Annotated in this window: 22 protein-coding genes and 1 pseudogene; 17 read left to right on the top strand and 6 right to left on the bottom strand. The window is 50.3% G+C overall.

What is annotated here, in order from left to right; genetic code table 11:
- Position 1 precedes the first annotated feature (1 nt).
- The 11 genes from BLS62_RS13830 to BLS62_RS13800 all read left to right on the top strand — a co-directional run bounded on the left by BLS62_RS13830 (position 2) and on the right by BLS62_RS13800 (position 5,611).
- Complete coding sequence (locus tag BLS62_RS13830) at positions 2-460, top strand: hypothetical protein (RefSeq protein WP_093181752.1); 459 nt, start codon at positions 2-4, stop codon at positions 458-460.
- A complete protein-coding gene (locus tag BLS62_RS13825) occupies positions 444-704 on the top strand; it encodes a hypothetical protein (protein ID WP_093181749.1) in 261 nt (86 codons plus the stop codon). The genes BLS62_RS13830 and BLS62_RS13825 overlap by 17 nt, the downstream gene beginning before the upstream one ends.
- Positions 701-1,303 carry a transcription termination/antitermination protein NusG gene (locus BLS62_RS13820; RefSeq protein WP_093181746.1) on the top strand — a complete coding sequence of 201 codons (603 nt, stop codon included), beginning with the start codon at positions 701-703 and terminating at the stop codon, positions 1,301-1,303. The genes BLS62_RS13825 and BLS62_RS13820 overlap by 4 nt, the downstream gene beginning before the upstream one ends.
- Positions 1,304-1,632: 329 nt before the next feature.
- A complete protein-coding gene (locus BLS62_RS13815) occupies positions 1,633-1,959 on the top strand; it encodes a hypothetical protein (protein ID WP_143521560.1) in 327 nt (108 codons plus the stop codon).
- A gap of 18 nt (positions 1,960-1,977) precedes the next feature.
- Positions 1,978-2,109, top strand: a complete 132-nt coding sequence (locus tag BLS62_RS32590; RefSeq protein WP_280141839.1) for a hypothetical protein — start codon at positions 1,978-1,980, stop codon at positions 2,107-2,109.
- 55 nt (positions 2,110-2,164) lie between these two features.
- Positions 2,165-2,359 (top strand): hypothetical protein, encoded by a 195-nt coding sequence (locus BLS62_RS31375; protein ID WP_200798519.1) that lies wholly within the window; start codon positions 2,165-2,167, stop codon positions 2,357-2,359.
- On the top strand, positions 2,356-2,631 hold the full coding sequence (locus BLS62_RS31370; RefSeq protein ID WP_200798518.1) for a hypothetical protein: 276 nt from the start codon (positions 2,356-2,358) through the stop codon (positions 2,629-2,631). The genes BLS62_RS31375 and BLS62_RS31370 overlap by 4 nt, the downstream gene beginning before the upstream one ends.
- Positions 2,621-2,899 carry a hypothetical protein gene (locus BLS62_RS31365; RefSeq protein WP_200798517.1) on the top strand — a complete coding sequence of 93 codons (279 nt, stop codon included), beginning with the start codon at positions 2,621-2,623 and terminating at the stop codon, positions 2,897-2,899. The genes BLS62_RS31370 and BLS62_RS31365 overlap by 11 nt, the downstream gene beginning before the upstream one ends.
- A 3-nt stretch (positions 2,900-2,902) precedes the next feature.
- Positions 2,903-3,148, top strand: a complete 246-nt coding sequence (locus BLS62_RS31360; protein ID WP_200798516.1) for a hypothetical protein — start codon at positions 2,903-2,905, stop codon at positions 3,146-3,148.
- A 366-nt stretch (positions 3,149-3,514) separates the two neighbouring features.
- Positions 3,515-4,402 (top strand): tyrosine-type recombinase/integrase, encoded by an 888-nt coding sequence (locus BLS62_RS13805; protein ID WP_093181741.1) that lies wholly within the window; start codon positions 3,515-3,517, stop codon positions 4,400-4,402.
- A 9-nt stretch (positions 4,403-4,411) separates the two neighbouring features.
- On the top strand, positions 4,412-5,611 hold the full coding sequence (locus BLS62_RS13800) for an IS91 family transposase (protein WP_093181739.1): 1,200 nt from the start codon (positions 4,412-4,414) through the stop codon (positions 5,609-5,611).
- Positions 5,612-6,200: 589 nt separating this feature from the next.
- On the opposite strand, the gene BLS62_RS13795 is transcribed toward BLS62_RS13800, so the two are convergent.
- A complete protein-coding gene (locus BLS62_RS13795; RefSeq protein WP_143521559.1) occupies positions 6,201-6,926 on the bottom strand; it encodes a hypothetical protein in 726 nt (241 codons plus the stop codon).
- Between the two features lie 519 nt (positions 6,927-7,445).
- On the opposite strand from BLS62_RS13795, the pseudogene BLS62_RS32205 reads away from it, so the two are divergent.
- Positions 7,446-7,664, top strand: a pseudogene (locus BLS62_RS32205) (IS630 family transposase); the annotation flags it as partial.
- A gap of 84 nt (positions 7,665-7,748) precedes the next feature.
- Here the strand turns inward: BLS62_RS32205 and BLS62_RS13785 are convergent.
- The 3 genes from BLS62_RS13785 to BLS62_RS13775 are packed head-to-tail and all read right to left on the bottom strand — an operon-like array spanning position 7,749 to position 11,853.
- Positions 7,749-9,311, bottom strand: a complete 1,563-nt coding sequence (locus tag BLS62_RS13785) for a BCCT family transporter (RefSeq protein ID WP_093181735.1) — start codon at positions 9,309-9,311, stop codon at positions 7,749-7,751.
- 11 nt (positions 9,312-9,322) lie between these two features.
- Positions 9,323-10,447: a mandelate racemase/muconate lactonizing enzyme family protein gene (locus BLS62_RS13780; RefSeq protein ID WP_093181733.1), complete on the bottom strand. Its 1,125-nt coding sequence runs from the start codon at positions 10,445-10,447 to the stop codon at positions 9,323-9,325.
- Positions 10,448-10,500: 53 nt separating this feature from the next.
- Positions 10,501-11,853, bottom strand: coding sequence for an FAD-dependent oxidoreductase (locus tag BLS62_RS13775; protein WP_093181730.1), 1,353 nt, complete (start codon positions 11,851-11,853; stop codon positions 10,501-10,503).
- Between the two features lie 537 nt (positions 11,854-12,390).
- Between BLS62_RS13775 and BLS62_RS13770 the strand changes: the two genes are divergently transcribed.
- Both BLS62_RS13770 and BLS62_RS13765 read left to right on the top strand, forming a co-directional pair.
- Positions 12,391-13,077, top strand: coding sequence for a GntR family transcriptional regulator (locus BLS62_RS13770; protein WP_208990851.1), 687 nt, complete (start codon positions 12,391-12,393; stop codon positions 13,075-13,077).
- 891 nt (positions 13,078-13,968) lie between these two features.
- A complete protein-coding gene (locus BLS62_RS13765; RefSeq protein ID WP_093181727.1) occupies positions 13,969-14,415 on the top strand; it encodes a hypothetical protein in 447 nt (148 codons plus the stop codon).
- 309 nt (positions 14,416-14,724) lie between these two features.
- Here the strand turns inward: BLS62_RS13765 and BLS62_RS13760 are convergent, their stop codons facing one another.
- Together BLS62_RS13760 and BLS62_RS13755 are read right to left on the bottom strand one after the other, a co-directional pair.
- Entirely contained in the window at positions 14,725-15,177 is a 453-nt protein-coding gene (locus tag BLS62_RS13760) for a hypothetical protein (RefSeq protein WP_093181724.1), read from the bottom strand.
- Positions 15,174-15,761 (bottom strand): TetR/AcrR family transcriptional regulator, encoded by a 588-nt coding sequence (locus BLS62_RS13755; protein WP_093181721.1) that lies wholly within the window; start codon positions 15,759-15,761, stop codon positions 15,174-15,176. Before BLS62_RS13755 ends, BLS62_RS13760 begins: the two co-directional genes overlap by 4 nt.
- A gap of 504 nt (positions 15,762-16,265) precedes the next feature.
- On the opposite strand from BLS62_RS13755, the gene BLS62_RS13750 reads away from it, so the two are divergent.
- The 3 genes from BLS62_RS13750 (at position 16,266) to BLS62_RS13740 (ending at position 19,617) form a co-directional block, all read left to right on the top strand.
- A complete protein-coding gene (locus BLS62_RS13750) occupies positions 16,266-17,753 on the top strand; it encodes an ABC transporter substrate-binding protein (protein WP_093181718.1) in 1,488 nt (495 codons plus the stop codon).
- Between the two features lie 69 nt (positions 17,754-17,822).
- Complete coding sequence (locus tag BLS62_RS13745; protein WP_093181716.1) at positions 17,823-18,773, top strand: ABC transporter permease; 951 nt, start codon at positions 17,823-17,825, stop codon at positions 18,771-18,773.
- 1 nt (position 18,774) lies between these two features.
- Positions 18,775-19,617, top strand: a complete 843-nt coding sequence (locus BLS62_RS13740; RefSeq protein WP_093181713.1) for an ABC transporter permease — start codon at positions 18,775-18,777, stop codon at positions 19,615-19,617.
- Position 19,618 lies beyond the last annotated feature (1 nt).

Raw genomic sequence — 19,618 nt, 5'->3', positions numbered from 1 at the left:
TGTGAGCGACAGTTCAGATACGGCTGAGAAAGCTTGGTTTGGATTAAACGGTGGTGATCGGGAAAAGGCTGGGGAATTGGTTGGTGCCTATGTCAAACACGCCAAATCCGAGGGGCGCAAGAAGTTCTGCGCATTTGCGGTTTATCTCTCAGAAAAGCGCTGGGAGAAGCTTCCAGAAGTGGGTGGGAGCAACGGCGGTTCTGTTGAGGTTGCCAAGGCTTACGGCAAGCTCTGGGGTGTTTATCGGTTTGCTGATCTGCTGCAACCAGCCTATGGGAAATTCTCCAAACCAACCCCGTTCATTGAGGGAATTCTGCGTGGCGGCGGCGAAGATGCGCGGCTGGAAAAGCTCCGGCGGTTGGCGCTGTATGGCTGGCCTCGGGTGGTGGATATGCACAATCAGGCCTCCCGCCGAGGTAGCGGCATTACCGTCAAAGGCAAACTTGGCACCACTTGCTGATGAGTTTGCAGCGGTGCGGGTTGGCAACGAGGTCTGGCAAGCCTGGAAGCGGCTTCACGAAGAACGCGGCTGGCCTTGGTTTGGACCTGATCGCGATCTGCCTGATTGGGCGTACATGCCCAAGCCGCTTGCCGGGGAATTCCCATCAACGCTTGAGGCTGTGAGCGCGGCATTGGCGAGCTTTGAGGTCGCACATGCTCGGCTTACGGGTGAGAGAACGACGAAACAGGAGGCGGCTGAATGAAGATGACTGCGCCCAATGCCGGGAATAAAGCTCTCGAGCAGGACTACATGCTGCTACGAGCCCTGATGACTAAATCATCGCTTGAATGGATTGTGGTGCAAACCAATCCAAACTGTGAGGATCGAGCACACGCAAGCATCACTGCCACGGGTGCGATTGCCTACTTGCCGAAGATACCTGCGATACGAAAAGTGAAGCGATCCGGCAAAGTTATTGACGTCAGTGGCCCAATGTTTCCGCGCTATCTGTTTGTTGGTTTAGACTGTAATGAGAGGGGGAGCTGTGATCAGGTGCGGTCCTGCGACGGTGTGGAAAAGATATTGGCATGCTCCCAAGAGCAGGCTCCCCACCGTGTACCTCTCGCTGAGATGCTTCGTATTCTGGAAACCGCCTGTGAAGCTCAGGTCGGTAAAAAGCCCACGACCGGTCAGCTCTTTAGCGTGGGAAGTGATATCCTCCTTGTGGCTGGAGTTGGGGCTACACTCAAGGGTGTAGTGAGCAAGCTTAGAGCGGGAGGACAAACGCTGAAGGTAGAGCTGAAAGCGTTTGGCCGAACCACAACGGCAATTGTGCCAGCTGATAAAGTGGAACTTCGTTAATCGTCAGTATCGATCCGCTTTACCTGACGAAGGCATGGCCCGCGATATGAAACAGCTTCGCGGCTACCAGTGCGAGGCCTGCGGTAAAGACTTTTCCAAGCGGTAAGACAAGCTGATTGCTGACCACATCATTGAGCGTCGTGATGGCGGGGCAGGGACTGGCACCGGCGAACATCCAGTGCGTGTGCATCGGATGTCATAACCGGAAAACAACCCAAGCGCGACGCTTGCGCAGCTGACACCCTGACCTGCTCAGCTACGGGGGGGTGGGTCAAAAGTCCGGGGGGATCGAATGTTTTACCGGACCCCAATTCACGGAGAGATTTTTTTTGTCCGCCTATGAATTTGACCTGTTAGGCGACACAATACCTGAGGGCTTTGGAGGGCGAGGACGGTCATATCACAAGCTCAATTATGAAAACAGTCGACTTATCAATCTGTTACTAGAGTTCTGGAAAACTCAAAGTGAAATATCTTCAGCTTTGGGCAACACTAAGCCGACGTTGTGCAAGAATTATTTTCGTCAGTTGAAAGTCAAGGATGATGCACGGGCACGGGTGGAAGCCAAGTGTCTGGGCAAGCTGATGGACCTGGTTGACGCGGGTAATGTTGCAGTCATAAAGGAATATTTTGTGGGGCTTGAGCGAGCAGATTGAACGGCAATGGCGACGTTGATGGTGCAGCGTGGCCAAAGTGTACCAGCGGCATCGCTCACAAGTGCAGGCAAGAAGGCAGATCGCAAGCAGCAGGCTGGAGAATATGCGGGCAAGTATGCTCCGCCGTCTTTTGCTGACATGCTCAACTAAGGATAGATTCATTTTGAAACCGGGTAATTGAACAACTGCTTGCCCTGACTGGGAGTTGCGCATTGTTGCAGGTGAAACTCTGGTTCTCTTTGCACCTCTCTTTCCAGACGAAGCTGAATACGCGCTTGATATTTTCAAGTCGCTGCGCGTCGTTGATGTGCCTGGCATGCCGACGTTTGGTGAGTGCTGTGATCAGTGGGTGTTTGACTTTGTCGGGGCCATCATGATGGGACCTGTGCGCCACGGTTGATCAATGAATTTTTGCTGCTGATAGCTAAGAAAAATGCCAAGTCCACCATTGCAGTCGGGATTATTGTGACAGCGCTCATTCGCAACTGGCGGCATCTGAATGAGCTTCTTTTGCTTGCGCCCACCATGGAGGTGCCCAACAACTGCTTTGAACCTGCAGCAGCCATGGTCAATTACGATGAAGAACTGAAGGCCATGCTCAAGGTAATTGACTATAAACGGACCATTCGCAATGAGATGACCGGGGCCGGGGCTCAAGGTCGTGGCCGCTGACAGCGATACTATCTCGGGCAAAAAGACTGGTTTTGTGCTGGTCGATGAGTTGTGGTTGTTTGGCAAAAAGTCAAAGGCTTCGGCCATGTTGCAAGAAGTAATCGGCGGACTGGTCTCAAGGCCGGAAGGGTTTGTGGTGTACTTGACCACATATTCTGATGAGCCGCCTTCCGTGGTTTGGAAGACCAAGCTGAACTATTACCGCGATGTGCGTGACGGCAAGATTGACGATCCAGAGCGGCTAGAGGTGCTTTATGAGTTCCCTTAAAAGATGATCAAATCGCGCGACTACTTAAGTCCCGACAATTTTTACATCACCAATCCCAATTTGGGAAATTCCGTGCGCAAGGACTGGCTGACCTCCAAACTGCGTGAGGTTATGGATGGTAGCGAGGAAGACGATCAGCAGACTTTTTTAGCCAAGCACCTGAATGTTCCAATCGGCATGAACCACGCGCAACAGTTTCCTACCCAGTGCAGTGAACCCAAACTACGCCAGTATCGCGAAGCGATTTAGTGATGTGACTGATTAGACACGCCGGACTTGTCTATGTGGGCGAACAGCTGAACTTTGAGCATTTCCACCAATGATTGAGACAATTCTTTTGGAAGTAACTGCAGACGCTTTCCCGAGTACTTTTCGGTTGACCTATGCGCTCATTGTGGCTGGATGTGTCACGGGCTCGTCGAGCCATTACAGTCATACGCGATGCCATCGGTCTTCGCGAGTGCTGCAAGTCGCTTGTGACCAAGGGACGAAGCCGCTTGCGCGGCAGGGGTGCCTGTGGCGGCTGCCTTTAACCATTTCCTTAAAAGTGCGTTTTGAGAACCTCAGAACTGTCTGACGATAGTGGCCTCGTTACTCGTCAGTTAGGAGGCTCCCATGACAGAGGAAAGAACCACACCTTTACGCAAACGGATGATCGAAGACATGCGTATTCGCGGCCTGGGCGATAAGGCGCAAAAGGCTCATATTCGCGCAGTCAAAGACTTTGCCGGATTTTTGGGCCGTTCCCCGGACACTGCCACCGGTGAGGATTTGCGCGGTTATCAGCTTTACATGACCAACACCGGCGTGACGCCGTCAACCTTCAACGCCCGAATTGTGGCTCTGCGGTTCTTTTTCACAATGACCTGCGCTCGTGAGGAGATGAAGCGCTACATGCAGTTCCGCACGATGCCACGACGCCTGCCGATAGTCCTCAGTGTCGAGGAGGTGTTTGCGCTGTTGATGGCTACTCCAGGGCCGGGTCTGAAGTATCGAGCCGCACTCAGCGTCTCCTACGGAGCTGGGCTGCGAGCTGCGGAGGTTTGCACTCTGAGGATTTGCGACATCGACAGCCAGCGGATGCTAATCCATGTGGACCAGGGCAAAGGTGGCAAAGACCGCAAGGTGATGCTGTCTCCGGGATTGCTGGATCTTCTGCGCACGTATTGGCGCGAGGCACAGCCTGAAGGCTGGCTGTTTCCCGGTAATCCGAAGATCAATCCGCTGTCCCCGCGCCAGCTGAACCGGGCGTTTACCTCGGCCAGGCACATGGCGGGCATCAAAAAGGCCGCGACCTTGCATTCTTTGCGGCATAGCTTTGCCACGCACCTACTGGAAGCCAATACGGATATCCGGGTGATCCAGGTGCTACTGGGGCACGCCAAACTAGCGACAACCGCGCGCTATGCCCATGTGGCCACCAAAATGATCCGGGATGTTGTCAGTCCCTATGACATGCTGGAGAACCTTCCCGATCAGACGGGTAGGCAGTGTCAAAGGTGAGCGGGGCCGGTGCCCCGCCCAACGCTGGAGGTTGCTGATATCTTCCGAGCTTATGGGGCAGCATGGCGTCAGGCCAATGCTGGACATGTGAGTATGGATCAGTTGAAGGTTATGGCGGCGATCGAGACGTGCCGTACACGAGCCCTTGGCGGACATGTGGCCAATTGCACTAAATGCGAACACCAGCACATCACCTATAATTCCTGCAAGAACCGGCATTGCCCCAAATGCCAGGGACCGGCCGCGCGCGACTGGATGGCAGCCCGCGCCGAAGATCTGTTGCCGGTCGAATACTTCCACCTTGTCTTCACCCTGCCAGCTCCGGTTGCCCGGCTTGCCTATTGGAACAAACGAGCTCTCTATAACCTGCTGTTCAAGGCGTCAGCGCAAACAGTGTTGACCCTGGCGGCGGACCCCAGGCGCCTTGGCGCAGGAGCCGGCCTGATCAGCCTGTTGCATACATGGGGCTCGGCGTTGACCCATCACCCGCATGTGCACATGATCGTGCCGGGCGGCGGCATATCTCAAAATGGCACTCGGTGGATGGCCTGCAAACCCGGTTTTTTCATGCCGGTGCGGGTCTTGTCCCGGTTGTTCCGGCGGTTGTTTGTGGACGGGCTGCTGGCGCTCCACAAGAAAGGCCGATTGATCTTCTTTGGAGACCTGGCCGGACTTAAGCAGGAAAAAGCTTTTGCCGCCTGGTTGGCACCGTTGCGCAAGTGTGAATGGGTGGTTTATGCCAAACCGCCCTTTGGCGGACCGGAAGCGGTGCTGCGGTATCTCAGTGGCTACACTCACAGGGTGGCGATCTCCAATGCCAGACTGGTCAGCGCTGATGCAAATTCAGTGACGTTTGGCTGGAAGGATTACCGTGTCAAGACGGGAGATCGATACAAAATCATGCAGCTGGCAACGCCCGAGTTTATCCGCCGGTTCCTGATCCACGTCCTGCCCGCCGGCTTCCACCGTATCCGTCATTATGGCTTTCTGGCCAGCGCCAACCGTAAGGCCAGGATCGCCCAAATCCGCACACTGCTCAACGTGCAACACCCAGCAACAGCGTCAAATCCGAAGCCGGATGCACCCTGTCAACCGCTTACCTTACGCGCCCCGTGTCCCCATTGCGGTGGCCTGATGCGGATCATCGAGACGTTCCGACGCGGTCAAAAGCCGAGGTCGCGCGCACCACCAGAAAGGCGGGCCGCATGAGAAACAGACCGACAATCACATCTGGAAAGCGCTGGCTGCCTTGGCAGGACCGAGCAGGAACCTGTACGCTCACACACGCCAATCCAGAAAGCAGTTTCGGCAGTCCTCATCAATCATCGCCGCAGCCATGCACTAAGGCGCTCTTTCCTCTGTTAATCCGGCATCTCAACCCGCCAACAAAACCAGGTGTGATCACGACCGAGCAGACTGCCGCATCACTTTCCCCATAGACCCCAGCCAACATCCCGCGGCTTCCACCTTTGGAGGATTGCCAACACGGGCCACACCCCAAATGCCGCTCAACCGTGCTCAGGCCCGTGTCGAAAATCCTTCACAGTTGCGGTCATTCAGTCTAAATCTAGGGGCGTCCGGCCAGTGCGTGATTTCAACCATAGGTCGATTTTGGTCAGCTGGTTGCTGAGCGACCATACCTGACGTCATCCCTATGTCCGGGCCATCCCAGCCCGAACTAGACTTCAACTTCGGAGCGATTTCATGCAACTAGCTGCTGCAAATGCAAAACCGTGTTTTACCGCTGGCTGTTGCGGACACAATGGGTTTGAAGTGGTTAGCTGGGATTTTATTATCTTTAAACCAGCATATCCAAGCTGTATTCCCCAAATGAATCTTGCTGACTTAGCCATTGCTGATAGGCAGACTTATAAGCAGACTGATTTTCTAAGCGTGCCGTCATATCTGTTTTATGAGCTTCCCACATCTCGCCGTGTGCTGACATAAGAAGCAGAACAAGCGGATTTGTAGTTGAAAGACTTTCGTCATCACCTTTGCCACGCCTTATAGGGTCCCGCTGATCTTGCTCGTACATAAACTGAGCGGTCGCACGCGCTTCTATCCATTCAAAGGATGCTTTTTCTTCAGGGCTTGCCATATCATCAAGAAACTTAATGCCATTTATTATTGGTGTTTGATAATCGGTCGGATCACTACCTTGGCCAAACATAACTTGCTGAATTTGATCTTCCATCCAGCTTTCGCCAAGTCTAACTTCTTCAGCAGTAAATTGGCCACCTTCATTATTGGTCATTGCATAAAGCATACGCCGATCAAGGTCCATCAGATCAAATTCACTGAATACTTCACGGCGAAATGTCCCGGTTTTATCACGGTATTGGAATGTATTCTTAACACCATGTTTTTCGTACTGTTGATCCAAGAAAGCACGACCGTCTGTAGCAACCTCAGAAAATGGCTTCATTCCCGATGATTGTTGGGGTCTCGTTACTTCCTGCGTTTTGGTTTCGGGAAGTGTTTCGGAAAATGTTGATTTCTGGATAGTTGGCTTTTGCCAACTCATTGATCTCACCGACATAAAAGAACTTACATTTAACATGATGCCAAATCCAAATAGGGAACGATTGCAAGAATGTTACAGCATTAATCTTTAGTCAAGCTGGCAACTCCGCTACTTCCGCGTGCGTTCATAGCTCGTGGTCGCTACAATCCAAATCCATGCACGCACTATGCACTTCATTGTGCCATCTCACGCCTCTTTAACAGTATCGGCCCTTCTCACAGCGATACCCGACATGGTGTTCTGTGACCATACCTGCCGTTCGACCTGATGCAGTGCAGCGCCAGTTTGAGTGAACTTGCAACTTTAAGATGAATTCTGTTCGTTCGATGCAGAAGGCGGAAGATAGCGCCCCATAGGGTAAACTTGCATGAGATTTCTAGCGGATAAGAGTAGGCGTCATCGCAAGGTTTGTACGCTGAATAACGCTAAGGGCCAACATTGATGCCGGAGGTCCGAACGCTGCTTTCGGTTTTGGTTACTTGCGGTTTGGCAAAAACATATTCTCCGGATGCCTGGATTAATGTGACAGACTGTTTGGTCCCTCTGTCACCACGAGCCCCCGGGCTTAATCCCGTTGAAAATATCTGGCAGTTTATGCGTGATAACTGGCTTTCAAACCTGATACTTAATTCCTATGAAGAAATTGAAAAACACTGCTGCAACGCATGGAACAAACTCATCGAACAGTCTGCCAGGATAACTTCAATCGGAAGGCGAGAATGGGCATATGAGTTCTAATTTATGAAGATTGGCATTAGGCCCCGGGCTTTGGTCAATGTCCGGGGCCATTCTTCAAGTGCGATTATAAAGGCAGAAGGAAACCTAAACCTTATCTTCTTCCGCCAGCTGTATCGTGTAGCGTTCAATCTCTTCAGCACTCATATCGCCAAAGGTCGTCCGAACGTACTGAGTGGCTTTGAAACACAGCACGAGTAGGATTGGCATGAGCGGCACAACAATGAGAACTGGGAACGATTTCAAAATGTTCAGCTGCGCATTGATGAGTAGGAAGACGATTGGGATCACTGTCAGCAGCAGACACCAGAACACACGGAACATAGGAGATACGTTCGCTTCGCTATCCAAGTTCTTTGTTACGATACCCGTCAGAGAGTAAGAAGTACCGTCCAGAGTGGTCACACAGAACAGGATCAGTGTCAGCAGATAAAGGGCTGTCATCAGGCTTGGGAATGGCATGGTGCCCAGTACAGTAGAAACAAGCTTGGTTGCTTCACCGGCAGAGATGAGGCCAACAGCATCAATTGTACCGTCTGCCATCAGGTTCATCGTATAGGTACCTGCAATACCAAAGATCAACGCGCTACCGATTGTACCACCAATAACCAGTGTCAAGATTACGTCACGCAGCTTGTGACCCTGTGCAATTTTGGTGATGAACACACCTACACCGGGTGCGTAGGAAATCCAGTTCGCCCAGAAGAAGATAGTCCAGTACTGAGGGAACAATGTGTTTCCATATGGGTCCGTGTTCAAGCTCATGCGGATGAACTCGGTCAACATAATGCCAACACCGTTTGTCACGTTGTTGGCGATGAGTGCGGAAGGACCAACAAGGAAGGTAAGCGCCAGCAGTAGAATGCAAAGATAAATCGTTGCATCCGACATGCGAGACATGCCTTTATCAATGCCGATGTAAGAGCTCATAGAGAACACAATGGACAGACCAACGATGATGCCAATACCTGTGAACAGGTTGTCAGGCAGACCAGTCAGAACACCCATGTTGTAGGAGATCATCGGGATGCCAAGGCCAAGCGTCAACGCGGTTGCAGCCAGCGTGGTGATGATGAACAGCAGGTCAATCACCTTCATGAACCAGACTGGCAGACGGTCGTCGAAAAAGCTATTCAACACAGCTGACAAGTTCAGGTTACGGCGCTTCTTGATGTAGAAGGTAATTCCGAACGGAACCGCTACCATCAGGTAAATAAACCAACCAGATGCACCCCAATGGAAGATGTTGAATGCCGTGGCGTATTCCATCTTCATGGCTTCATCGACGATGCCGAACTGAGGATCCATATAGTAGTAGATGGATTCCATGTAGCCCCAGTACATGGTGCTTGCACCCATGCCGGCACACAACGCCATTGCAAACAGCTTGTAATGGCTGAATTTTGGAACCGCGCCACCCAAACGAATGCTGCCGTATTTGGTGAACGCGAGGTAGCAAAGGATCAGCGAGCCGATCACCACATACCACAAAAAGGCGGAGCCTAGATTGGTAATGGTGAAGCTTAGCATATCTCCCATTGTGGACTTGGTTGCTTCTGGTGCAATGACAGCCACGATGCCGAGCAGCAGGACTGCTGCGAAACTGGAAATCGTCAGTTTTATATCAATTTGGTGTTTTTTAGCTTGCATGGTCTGTCGCCTTACTCAAAAGTGTAGCTTGCAAAAGATGCTTCTTTGACTGCATCCCAATCCATATCCACACCGAGGCCATTGCCTTCAGGTGCGTGCACAAAGCCGTCTTTGTCTGTGCGGATTTTGGTATTACTTGCGAGCTCAAACGCCTCGTAAGGGTAGAACTGCTCAAAGTAGTTGCAGTTGTCGTGAGCCAGAGCCACGTGCAGGTTTGCAGCCTGTGTCAGCGTGTAGCCCATGCTCTGGATTTCAAGGTTTTTGCTATGGCCTTCTGCTATGGCGAAGCATTTGTTCAACTGTGTGATGCCGCCACAAACAGTTGCGTCCTGCCGCACATCCGACCACATGTCCGTGCTCAGTGCGTGCGTAACTTCCTGAAGGGTGAGCAGGCAGTTGCCATGGCTGGAAATTTCTAGATCTGTATTTGCAACGAGGCGTTGGTAGGTTTTGTAGTCATAATCAGAAACAGGTGCTTCCAGCCATTCCCAGTCATGACGCTCCATCCACTTAGCCATCTTCATAGCTTGTGCAGGCGTGTAGAAGGTCGCTGTATCCAGCATAAAGCGGATGCTGGATGAACCATATTTCGCCTGCACAGCTTCCACCAGTGCCACGTCTTTTTCAAAGATGCAGTAACAGTGCAGCTTGATTGCAGTAAAGCCGTGCTCAATGCAGCCGTCAATGTAAGGGAAGTATTCCTCTACAGTGTCGAACATCGGGGTGGAGGCATAAGACTTAATCTTGGTCCGCGCACCGCCAAGCAACATGTAAAGCGGCATCTCTGCCTTCTTCGCTTTGATGTCCCATGCTGCAATGTCCACTGGAGATTTTGCCGGCAACCCGCCCCAGGTGCAGCGTGCTGCAAGCCAGTTGTTCAGCTCCTGTGTCATTAACGGGTTCTTACCAATGAGGCCCGGAACGATAGTGCGGAGAGATTCAATGATGCACCGGTCAAAGAAGTTCTCGGTGTAGCTCATCGTTGCGCCCAAGCCCTCAAGCCCATCTTCGGTGAACAGACGCACGATGTTGTTGGTGTACAGCAAAGGTTCTTGATTATCCGCCCAAGGGATTGGTGGTGCGGTTTCATCAGCCAAGGCATAGAGCTCTACACGGCTAATTCTGCAGTTTTCCATTTTTTTAACTCCCAGTGTGCCTTTAGGCACCTTCCTTTTTACTTCCCGAATTTTTACAGAGCACTGCCAGCTGCGCGCATCGCCTTACGCAGCTCGTCCGTGTCTACATCTCTGTAATTGATCGCTTTTTCTATCTTCTGTTTTGTCGCCACAGCCGCCGCATGTCCCAGTTCAAAGCACTGGGCAGTTACGCGGGCAGAAGCGAGCGCTTCATGTTCGGCGCTCAAGCACCGCCCCGCGACAATCACGTTGTCCAGCTCCTTCGGCACGAGCGTGCCGTATGGAACCTCATAGTAATCTTCCATCAGCCAGTGCAGTTTGCTCTTGGTTCCGGCATGCATTTCAATCGGCCATGAAGAGCGCACCACGCCATCCTCTGGCTTGTCGCAATTCACCACATGGTCGTTGCTGAGCGTTTTTTCGCCGCTGATGGTTCGCGTCTGGCGAATGCCCACTTCTGGTGACATGTCGATCAGTAGAGATTCTGCAAAGCCTTGGATGTTGTCTTTGAAAAAGCGATGGTACTCACGTGCCTGGCGGCGCCCATAGATCTCGGCATATGTGAAATCTGCCGGATCAACGACATTCAGCTGGCGGTTGTCCTGGCCTGCCAGACGGGTGCAGTTCATTAAGAACACACCCTTTTGCGGCGTTGGGAACACCCACACTTTGTTGCGCGGCGTGTCGTAAGATTTGCTCTCGTAGGCAGTGTTTAGCTTTTGAACCATGTCCGGTGGGCAAATCGTATTCAGGCCGAAATAGTCGTAAAAGTCGCTCTCCACCACGTTGGAGAGGCGGAAGATCATGGTTGGGTTCTGGATTACGCCCTTATCACCGAAGGAGTAATCACAGCCGGCTTTGGTTACGAGCGCGGCATCGCCTGACGTATCAATGAATGCCTTGGCTTTGATGAAAGTGCTGCCCGCTTTGGATTCCACTTTGACCGCAGTGATTTCATCGCCTTCACGGACCACCTCAGTAAAAATGGTGTGGTAGAAGCAGGTAACTTTTGCCTCCTCCAACAAATCATCCGCAGCTTCGCGCCAGATCAACGGGTCAAACGTCACAACATGGGTGTTGCCATAGATTTGTGGAGGCGTTGCGCCGCCCTTTGCCAATAGGCGTGAACGAAACTCTTCTGCGAAACCGAAAACAATTTGCCTGGCGTCTTTGTTTTCAATGTCGTCCTGGGTGAGAAACAAACCGCAGATAGTACCTGATAGTCCAGCGACTGCGCCGCCACCACAAAAGCCGTTTTTTTCAATGAGAATTGTCTTTAGGCCGCTACGTGCACTCATAACAGCCGCTGCAACACCAGAGGGGCCACCACCACAAACAACAACATCTGCTTCTGCAAGAACAGGAGATGCGTTTTCTGCGAGGGCGATCTCTTTCCAGTTTTTCATGGTGCTTACCTTGTATGCCACCGTTTATGGCTGTTTTATTTGATTCTTGGTCAGCTAAGAGCGCTTTATGGAACATAAGCCTACAACTGACATATTATCAATATAAAAAGCAAAATCAAATCGGGTTAACAAGGGTAGTATTACGTATATTTCATGCATTTATTGTCGTTTTATATGGAGGATTATTGAGTTGATATGGCAGACAAATTTGCAATATCTATTGTTATCAAGTTTCCATAAACCCCTAATTACGCGAGTGATTTCAGTTTATGTCAAAAGGTGTAAAAGCTATATCCCGAGGAGAAGTTACGTAGTTACCGCGTGACGTAATGACGCGTTATCCAAATTTGATACCTCACCCTATAAAAAGGCGCTGAAATGTTGACATGGGAGTACTGAGCAAGGAGTCCTGTGCAACTTGGATCACTGACATGGCAGATTGAACTAACAAAGAGAGAACTGGCATACCAGGAACACACTGTGTTACACATCCATGTACTTGATGCAGAAAATATGCTTTTAGAACAGGGGGTAACCGTGGCTCACCATAAAACTCAAGCGGAGCTTGCACGCACGGAAATTGAGCGAAAATTATTTTTCAATGAGCTTGATGTGTCAGCTCTGTATTCTGAGAACAAACTCGCGTCCCTGTTGGATTTGGGGAGGACGCCTGTTCGTGAAGCTCTGCAAGCATTGGAGCAGGATGAGATGCTGGTCATTCATCCGCGCAAAGGTGTTCAGTTCCTCTCCATCACAGCCGAGCAGCAATTGCAGTTGTTGGAGGTCCGCAAACAGATCGAGCCGATTTGCCTTCGGTTTGCTGTTATGCGCAGCACCAGTGAACAGCGACGAGAGATGTTGTCGTTAAGCAGGCTTATTGTGCAAAGCGCGCAGGATGAAGATGAAGTTGCACTGCTGACCAACTTGCAAGACATCCACCGCATTATAACCGAGGCGACAAATAATCCGTATTTCCATCACGCACTGGCCCGTGTGCAGAGTCAGTCGCGTCGGTTCTGGTTCGCCAATAAAGATAAGGCCGATAACTTGCTGTGCAGTCGCTTCCATGAAGCGATTATGAGATCAGTGGCAATGGGGAACGAGGAAGAGGCAATCAAGCAGTCTGCCGCCTTGCTAGAGCACCTCACGGAATCCGCCTTTGGAGCACCTTGTTGCATGGAGCAGCTCAACTCACCGGAAATTCCTCCAGCCGGGCGGTTCTAAAACGGCTTTCACCTACCTTAGAGCACGTGTGACAAAAAAACATGCAATGAACGGCAACAATGAGTCGGAGATTACGTCTGTCCATCACTTCACCAGAGTAACTTCATGGGCGCCGAGAAGCCGGATAGTGTTTTAGTCAAATTAGTCTCAATCCTTGATAGAAACGCGCAAATGTCTGCTAGTGGCCCTGATTACAGGCATGTTGCTGCGTGACTTTTGCCTCAGTGCAGGGGCCTCACCAGTTTTACGTTCTTGCTATTTCTGATTGTGCGTGCTTCCAAAAGGCCTGAGGTGTGGACGGTAACCCACTTAAGCGCGGTCCATGTACCAGTGCGGACAAAATAAGCATTCGCTGCGGTGTAGAAAACCAGGGCAACCTCAAACCATTGCTGACTTAGTGGGCCAATTGCTGACCTTCGGTCGGTTCCAACATGGGTTGATGCTATCTACATGGAAGATATTCTGAGTACCTTAGCAGGAAGTCATTCATAGCTCTATGCGATTACCTGAGTAAGACGCCAGATCGGTTTGAGCCCTTTGCTGGCATTCATGAGGTCGCGGGACTTCGCAGGTGCAGCATTTTGTTAGGTGACCTTATCTGTCATTCGCCGGGGCTCTGGGCAACTTCTGTCAGAGCAAGTTCTCAACTTCAGGTAGGTCTTTATCAGCTTGGCACAAGTTACTGTAATCAGCCTCCTCCTCAAAATATTTTATGAGAATTTCTAAAAACTGGAAATCTTACCAAGAAACTTGCGCTATCCGACCGCTAGTGAAGTGTGATGAATGAGCTTCCGGGAATTACAATTTTCAGAGTTGTAATCTCAACGCGCTGGTATTTGGGTTGTGATTAAACTTTATTCATTGAGGTCTTCTTGTGCGTAGGGAAAGATAATGAACAACGACGCTTCTAATTTGAAATATCCGGAGATGCTGGAATATTCGTGGGTGAAAGACATGGATCGCGTAAAAGCGCAGTCCAAGTTTGTAAGTAGCGCAGGTAGGGGCCTTCAGCCAGCTAGTGAAATGCCGAAAGTTCCGATCAATTTGCTGCTAACTGTTATGAAGGACGCGATGACCCGGCCTGAAGTTATGGCCGCCTATGGGAGTGCGCCGGTCGACGGTCAAATTCCTCCGAGGGAAAACCATCTACTGATTTGGTTCAATGAATATCTTAGGCACAAATACGGCACCGTTCCCGATCCGGTCATGTGGATAGGTACTCCTTTGCGAAGGTTAGCAAATGGCTTTTATGAAAATTTAGATGATCCCAATCTAATCCTAAATCTCCTTGCACGCAGAGCCGTCACTGAAGATGATGGAGTAGATTATGAGCAGTAATATTGTGATTGTTGATAATAATTTGCTGTCACTGGAGTTCACCCCAGTTTCCGGACAGTTTGATTGTCCCTTTTATGCGATGGCGAATTGTCGCTTGGAGCCCATTGCTGCCACTCGTGAGGTAGCTAGTGTTCGCAGGCGCAGCATGTTGCAAGGTGACCAAAGCCGACATTCGCACAATCACAGATCTGCACCGGCAAAATCGTTCCCGCTACTTCTGATTGTTTTCGTGTCAAACAGACCCTGAGATGGGAAAGGGCTATTCGCTTAGGCGTAGGCCAAGTAATGCTGAATGGACAAAATTACTGTTCAACTTCGGCGCCGCATTGACAGATTCACGAGGAGTACCGCGACATACATTTCGAGCCAAGCAAGTGGCAACGCCACATACAGAATAGAGAGTGTGGCAAGATTCATATTGAATAGGCCCAACCATAAAATGACAAAAATTGTTGCCCAGATACCCGTCGCGGTAGCGATGATGCTCTTTTGTGTCGTACCAAACTTTTCCAGTGCCATCCAAGCAATGCCGCATACAGATAGAACGAGTATGGTGTCCCAAATTCCCCAGATCAAAAAGACCGAAATATTCATGGGTGCGACATCTGACACAACAGAGAATGAGTCTCTCATCATTGGCATCACAAACGCGAAATACCGAAAGACCTCAGACAAGTTGATCCAGACCAAATTCAATCCAACGGCAAGAATGAACGCATTAATTCCATTTCGTCCAAAATGCGCAGGTTCAATTAAGGTCATGTGAGTTCCTTTTTCACCAAATTTAGAAAGGTCTCTACGGTCACGCGAAGTTGAGTTCCATCAGAAATGACACGGGAGAGCGACCAAAGGCCAGTCGCAAAAACAACCATCGTTTCAGCAATATGATCTGTTTTTTTGTCAGAATTGGCAGGAAGCGAGTTCTTGAGTGCAGATGCAAATCCATGCCTAAGCCTGTCGAAATGCTCATCGATTTTCTGCCGAACATCCGTATCGTGCGGTGCAATCTCGGTGGCCGAATTGGCAACAAAGCATCCTCGGCCCGGAAGTCCGTCTTTTTCGGCTAGAGAGATTTGGTGTTCAAAATACACCACAATTTCATTCATCGTTGCTGCTTCGCGCTCAACGCGCTCAAAAGCGGGGCTAACAATAGCACTTTGGTATAAATCAAACGATTTCAGTAATGCGCCCTTCTTGTCACCGAACTCTTTATACAGCCCATGACGACTAACGCCTGTTTCGTGTACTAGATCATCCATCGAGGTTGCGTGATATCCGCTCTTCCAAAAGGCAACCAATGCCTTAGCGGCGAGCGTGTCCTTGTCATATGATTGAGGTCTAGCCATGTTTATAAGTATTACAGAATGATCGTTCTGATATCAAGAAATTTATGAAATTGTAGCAATTCGTTCGTTCTCAATTTCTGGTATGTAGCGGTGTGACCGAAGTTGCCGTTCGGTCCTAACGGGCAAGTTCTCTGCCAGAGCGAGATTCCAACTTTAGGGCGGCCTTCTGCCATGCTTCCAAAATTTGTATGCGAAACAGGCTTGCTGCGCCTGGCGTTAGCGGCGATCTAACCACAACCAATTCACTTATAAACGCCGCTCAGCTGCCCAAACAAACGGGGCCGCCTCTGTCTCGGAGTTTGACAATCAGAAGGCGGTGGCCTAGATCAATGTTTCCTCTTTAATAAAATGACCGCACTGGGACGCTCCGCGTTCGAGCGCGTTATTGCGACCTAAATTTAATGGGTAAGGGCAAACTGTACGCTGATTTGTGATTGTGCAGCACGGCCCGTTTGAAGACACTTTAATTTTTACCCCGGCCCAAACCTGCGAGTAAATCAGACCATGAAAATATCTCTGCTCCTTTCTGTTGCTATCGCTTTGGCAAGCACTGCGGCTACGGCCGAAACGTTGCGTTTTCCTCATGGGTTAGGATACGGTGGTTCGGAATCAATCGACCCAATTTCTCCTCAGCGTTTCTATGAGGCAATTGAGAATGTATACTCTCGCCTTGTTCGCCAAGGTGAAGGTGGACGGCCCTCAGCAGATCTCGCACTCAGTTGGGAATCTACGCCAGATGCACAAGAATGGACATTTAGCTTGCGCCCGGGCGTAACATTTCATAATGGCACTAAGTTTACCGCTGAGGACGTCGCATTTTCCATGATGCGGACTCAGTCGGAATCCATCGACAGCCCGACCAAAGGTGTTATGGCTATTGTTGATCGCGTTGAAGTTGTAGGCCCACTCACAGCAAAAATCGTACTCAAGCAACCGCATGCCGATTTTCCTCTTCTTGTGATGGATTACCGCATCAAGATGCTTTCTAAAGCTGCTTGTGATGGCAATTTAGATGCTTTGTGCGAAACGGGAATCGGCACAGGCCCTTTTAAGGTTTCTGAATACGATCCATTGGGAACAACTGTTCTGGAACGGTTTGACGATTACTATGGTGGCACACCCGGCGTAGAAAAAATCGAAGTAATTGCGATTGCAGATCAAAATGCTCGTGTCGCTGCGCTGCAGGCTGGGCAGATTGATTTCATCTATGCATTATCCGCAGAACAAATCCCATTGTTCGCAAATAACCCAAATTTTACGGTTCAATCTGTACCTACAGGCCGTTGGGTTGGAATGGTAATGAACACGACACAGGCACCATTTGATGATGTGCGCGTACGTAAGGCTATCCGTATATCTGCAGATCGCGACGTACTGGGCAAACTGGTCTTCGGGAAAGGCGGGTACATTACCTCATGTGACAATCCTGTTTGGCCTGGTGATCAGTATCGCGCAGATATTACATGTGAACGTGATGTTGAAGGCGCAAAGGCGCTTTTGGCTGAGGCAGGATACCCAGATGGTCTGAAGATAGAATTGTTCGTCTCTGATATCTCTGAGGGTGCTATGCGTATGGCGGAGGTTTTGCAGAATCAAGCGAAAGACGCCGGCATTGAGATTGATCTGGTTCAAGCGCCTTCCGATGGATATTGGGGTGATGTTTGGATGAAGCAGCCCTTCTTTGCCACCAGTTGGTCACAACGCCCTGCAGACCAGATCCTCAATGAAGCTTACCGCTCCAGTGCAACTTGGAATGAAACCGCATGGAACTCCGCTGAATTTGATGCAGGACTTGACGCTGCACGCCAGGAACTCAACTTTGATAAGCGCAAAGCTTTGTATGGCGACTTGCAAAAAGCACTTTGGGAACAAGGCGGGTCTTTCATTCCTGTGCACCTGAATACAGTCAGGGCTTTTTCCTCAAAACTGTCAGGCGTCGAAGCCGTCGAGGATTTCTCTATCCGCTACGAAAACGTGACGAAAGTTAACTAAGACGGTTTTTACCGTTCATCCTCTGCGCTGTCTTACGAGGCAGCGCACCTTTTCTCTCTCAAGGAAGCTATGACCCAACTTATATTACGTCGCTTAGGCTTTGCCGCGTTTACCGTTGCCTGCGTTTCGATGATCATGTTCGCAGCGGTGGAAGCGTTACCGGGCAATGTATGCACTTCTTTTTTGCAGCGGTTCGCTCAAGGCCCTCGTTTGGAACGTTGTATCGAACAACAAGGCCTTAAAAACTCACCCGTGATACGCTACGGTAGCTGGGTCGTAAAAGCTGCACAGGGGGATTTTGGCTATTCTCTAAAGAAGCGCCGACCAATTAATGATTTAATCTGGGATCGTTTTTACAACACCATCTTGCTTGGCGGAGTGGCTGCGTTTCTTGCAATACCCTTTGCTGTATTTTTGGGGGTGGTGGCAGGTGTTCGGCGAGATAAACCGCTAGATCTTACTCTCTCAGGCTTTGCTATGCTTGCCATGACCATACCGGAGTTCGTGACAGCGACAGCGCTCATCTACATATTTGCAATTCAATTGCAATGGTTTCCGGCTGTGACAATCATAGGCCCTGGGGCATCTTTAATTCAAATGCTACCCAATATCGTCCTGCCGGTTCTGGTTCTGGGCGCTATTCTGATTGCTCATATAATGCGTATGATGCGGGCTAGCGTGATTGACGTAATGGCCTCAGAGTATGTGCAAATGGCACGGCTAAAAGGAGTGCCAGAGCGACAGATTATTCGTCGCCATGTTTTGCCAAATGCAATGATCCCAACACTAAATGTAATTGCTCTCACAATCGCTTGGTTGCTTGCCGGTGTTGTAGTTGTTGAAAGAGTATTTAACTACCCAGGGCTGGGCACTTTAATGATCCAAGCTATTCATGACCGCGACCTTCCCATGGTTCAAGCGGTCGCACTGATATTTTCCGTCATTTACATCGGGGTAAACTTATTAGCTGACCTTGTGGCCTTGGTGCTGGACCCGCGTTTACGGCGGGAAGGACATTGATATGATAGGTTTTTTTCGTGTAATCATCTCTAACCCATCTGGCGTCATCGGTTTATCCTTAACCGTAGGTCACCTCCTGCTAGCCCTTCTGGCGCCTTGGATTGCGCCATTTGACCCGTCAACGCAAAATGCAGATACCATATTACTTGCTCCCTCCCTTGAACACTGGATGGGAACGGATACGTTGGGGCGCGATATTCTCTCGCGCGTTCTCTATGGCGGCAGGCTGGCAATAACCATTACGTTTTTTGCGACAGTTGTAGCAACGGTCCTGGGTGGATTAGCCGGCATCTTTTTCGGCACATTCGGAGGAAAGACTGATGAAGTCGCGATGCGCTTCGTCGACGCGTTTCTTTCCATGCCATGGCTTTTGTTCCTTTTGCTGATTATCTCAATCGGTGGGGCCGGGCCTGTTACGATTATTCCAACACTCGGTTTCTTTTATGGAATGGCGGTACTACGGGTTATGCGCGGTGCGGCAATGCAGACAGCAGCACGAGATTTTGTTGTGGCCGCGAAGGCTCGTGGCGAAACATTTTGGACCATAGTGACCAGAGAAATACTTCCAAACCTGAGCGACATTTTGCTCGTTGAGGGCGCTATGCGTTGGAGTTGGATGTTGCTGGCATTTTCATCACTGAGCTTTCTTGGGTTTGGAGCTACCCCACCAACGCCAGACTGGGGATTGATGATCGCCCAAGAGCGGGGGCTCCTGGCGATCGCGCCTTGGAGTATTTTCTGGCCATGCTTTGCGTTGAGTTCACTCATTATTGGCATCAACCTGCTGGCAGACGCTATTGGCAAGGCCCTCGGTCTTGATCGCAGCTCTGCTATAGCTGTTTAAG

The sequence above is a fragment of the Pseudovibrio sp. Tun.PSC04-5.I4 genome (assembly GCF_900104145.1).
Taxonomy (GTDB): Bacteria; Pseudomonadota; Alphaproteobacteria; order Rhizobiales; family Stappiaceae; genus Pseudovibrio.
The sequence above is the reverse complement of the archived record's forward strand: the minus strand, read 5'-3'. Positions and strand labels throughout refer to the sequence as shown.

Bases quoted from the DNA above. Each gene is read 5' to 3' on its own strand.
- BLS62_RS13760 (WP_093181724.1), bottom strand. From the start codon at position 15,177: ATGACCTTAATTGAACCTGCGCATTTTGGACGAAATGGAATTAATGCG.
- BLS62_RS13785 (WP_093181735.1), bottom strand. From the start codon at position 9,311: ATGCAAGCTAAAAAACACCAAATTGATATAAAACTGACGATTTCCAGT.
- BLS62_RS13775 (WP_093181730.1), bottom strand. From the start codon at position 11,853: ATGAAAAACTGGAAAGAGATCGCCCTCGCAGAAAACGCATCTCCTGTT.
- BLS62_RS13755 (WP_093181721.1), bottom strand. From the start codon at position 15,761: ATGGCTAGACCTCAATCATATGACAAGGACACGCTCGCCGCTAAGGCA.
- BLS62_RS13795 (WP_143521559.1), bottom strand. From the start codon at position 6,926: ATGAGTTGGCAAAAGCCAACTATCCAGAAATCAACATTTTCCGAAACA.
- BLS62_RS13750 (WP_093181718.1), top strand. From the start codon at position 16,266: ATGAAAATATCTCTGCTCCTTTCTGTTGCTATCGCTTTGGCAAGCACT.
- BLS62_RS13805 (WP_093181741.1), top strand. From the start codon at position 3,515: ATGACAGAGGAAAGAACCACACCTTTACGCAAACGGATGATCGAAGAC.
- BLS62_RS31360 (WP_200798516.1), top strand. From the start codon at position 2,903: ATGATCAAATCGCGCGACTACTTAAGTCCCGACAATTTTTACATCACC.
- BLS62_RS32590 (WP_280141839.1), top strand. From the start codon at position 1,978: ATGGTGCAGCGTGGCCAAAGTGTACCAGCGGCATCGCTCACAAGTGCA.
- BLS62_RS13780 (WP_093181733.1), bottom strand. From the start codon at position 10,447: ATGGAAAACTGCAGAATTAGCCGTGTAGAGCTCTATGCCTTGGCTGAT.
- BLS62_RS13745 (WP_093181716.1), top strand. From the start codon at position 17,823: ATGACCCAACTTATATTACGTCGCTTAGGCTTTGCCGCGTTTACCGTT.
- BLS62_RS13740 (WP_093181713.1), top strand. From the start codon at position 18,775: ATGATAGGTTTTTTTCGTGTAATCATCTCTAACCCATCTGGCGTCATC.
- BLS62_RS13765 (WP_093181727.1), top strand. From the start codon at position 13,969: ATGAACAACGACGCTTCTAATTTGAAATATCCGGAGATGCTGGAATAT.
- BLS62_RS13820 (WP_093181746.1), top strand. From the start codon at position 701: ATGAAGATGACTGCGCCCAATGCCGGGAATAAAGCTCTCGAGCAGGAC.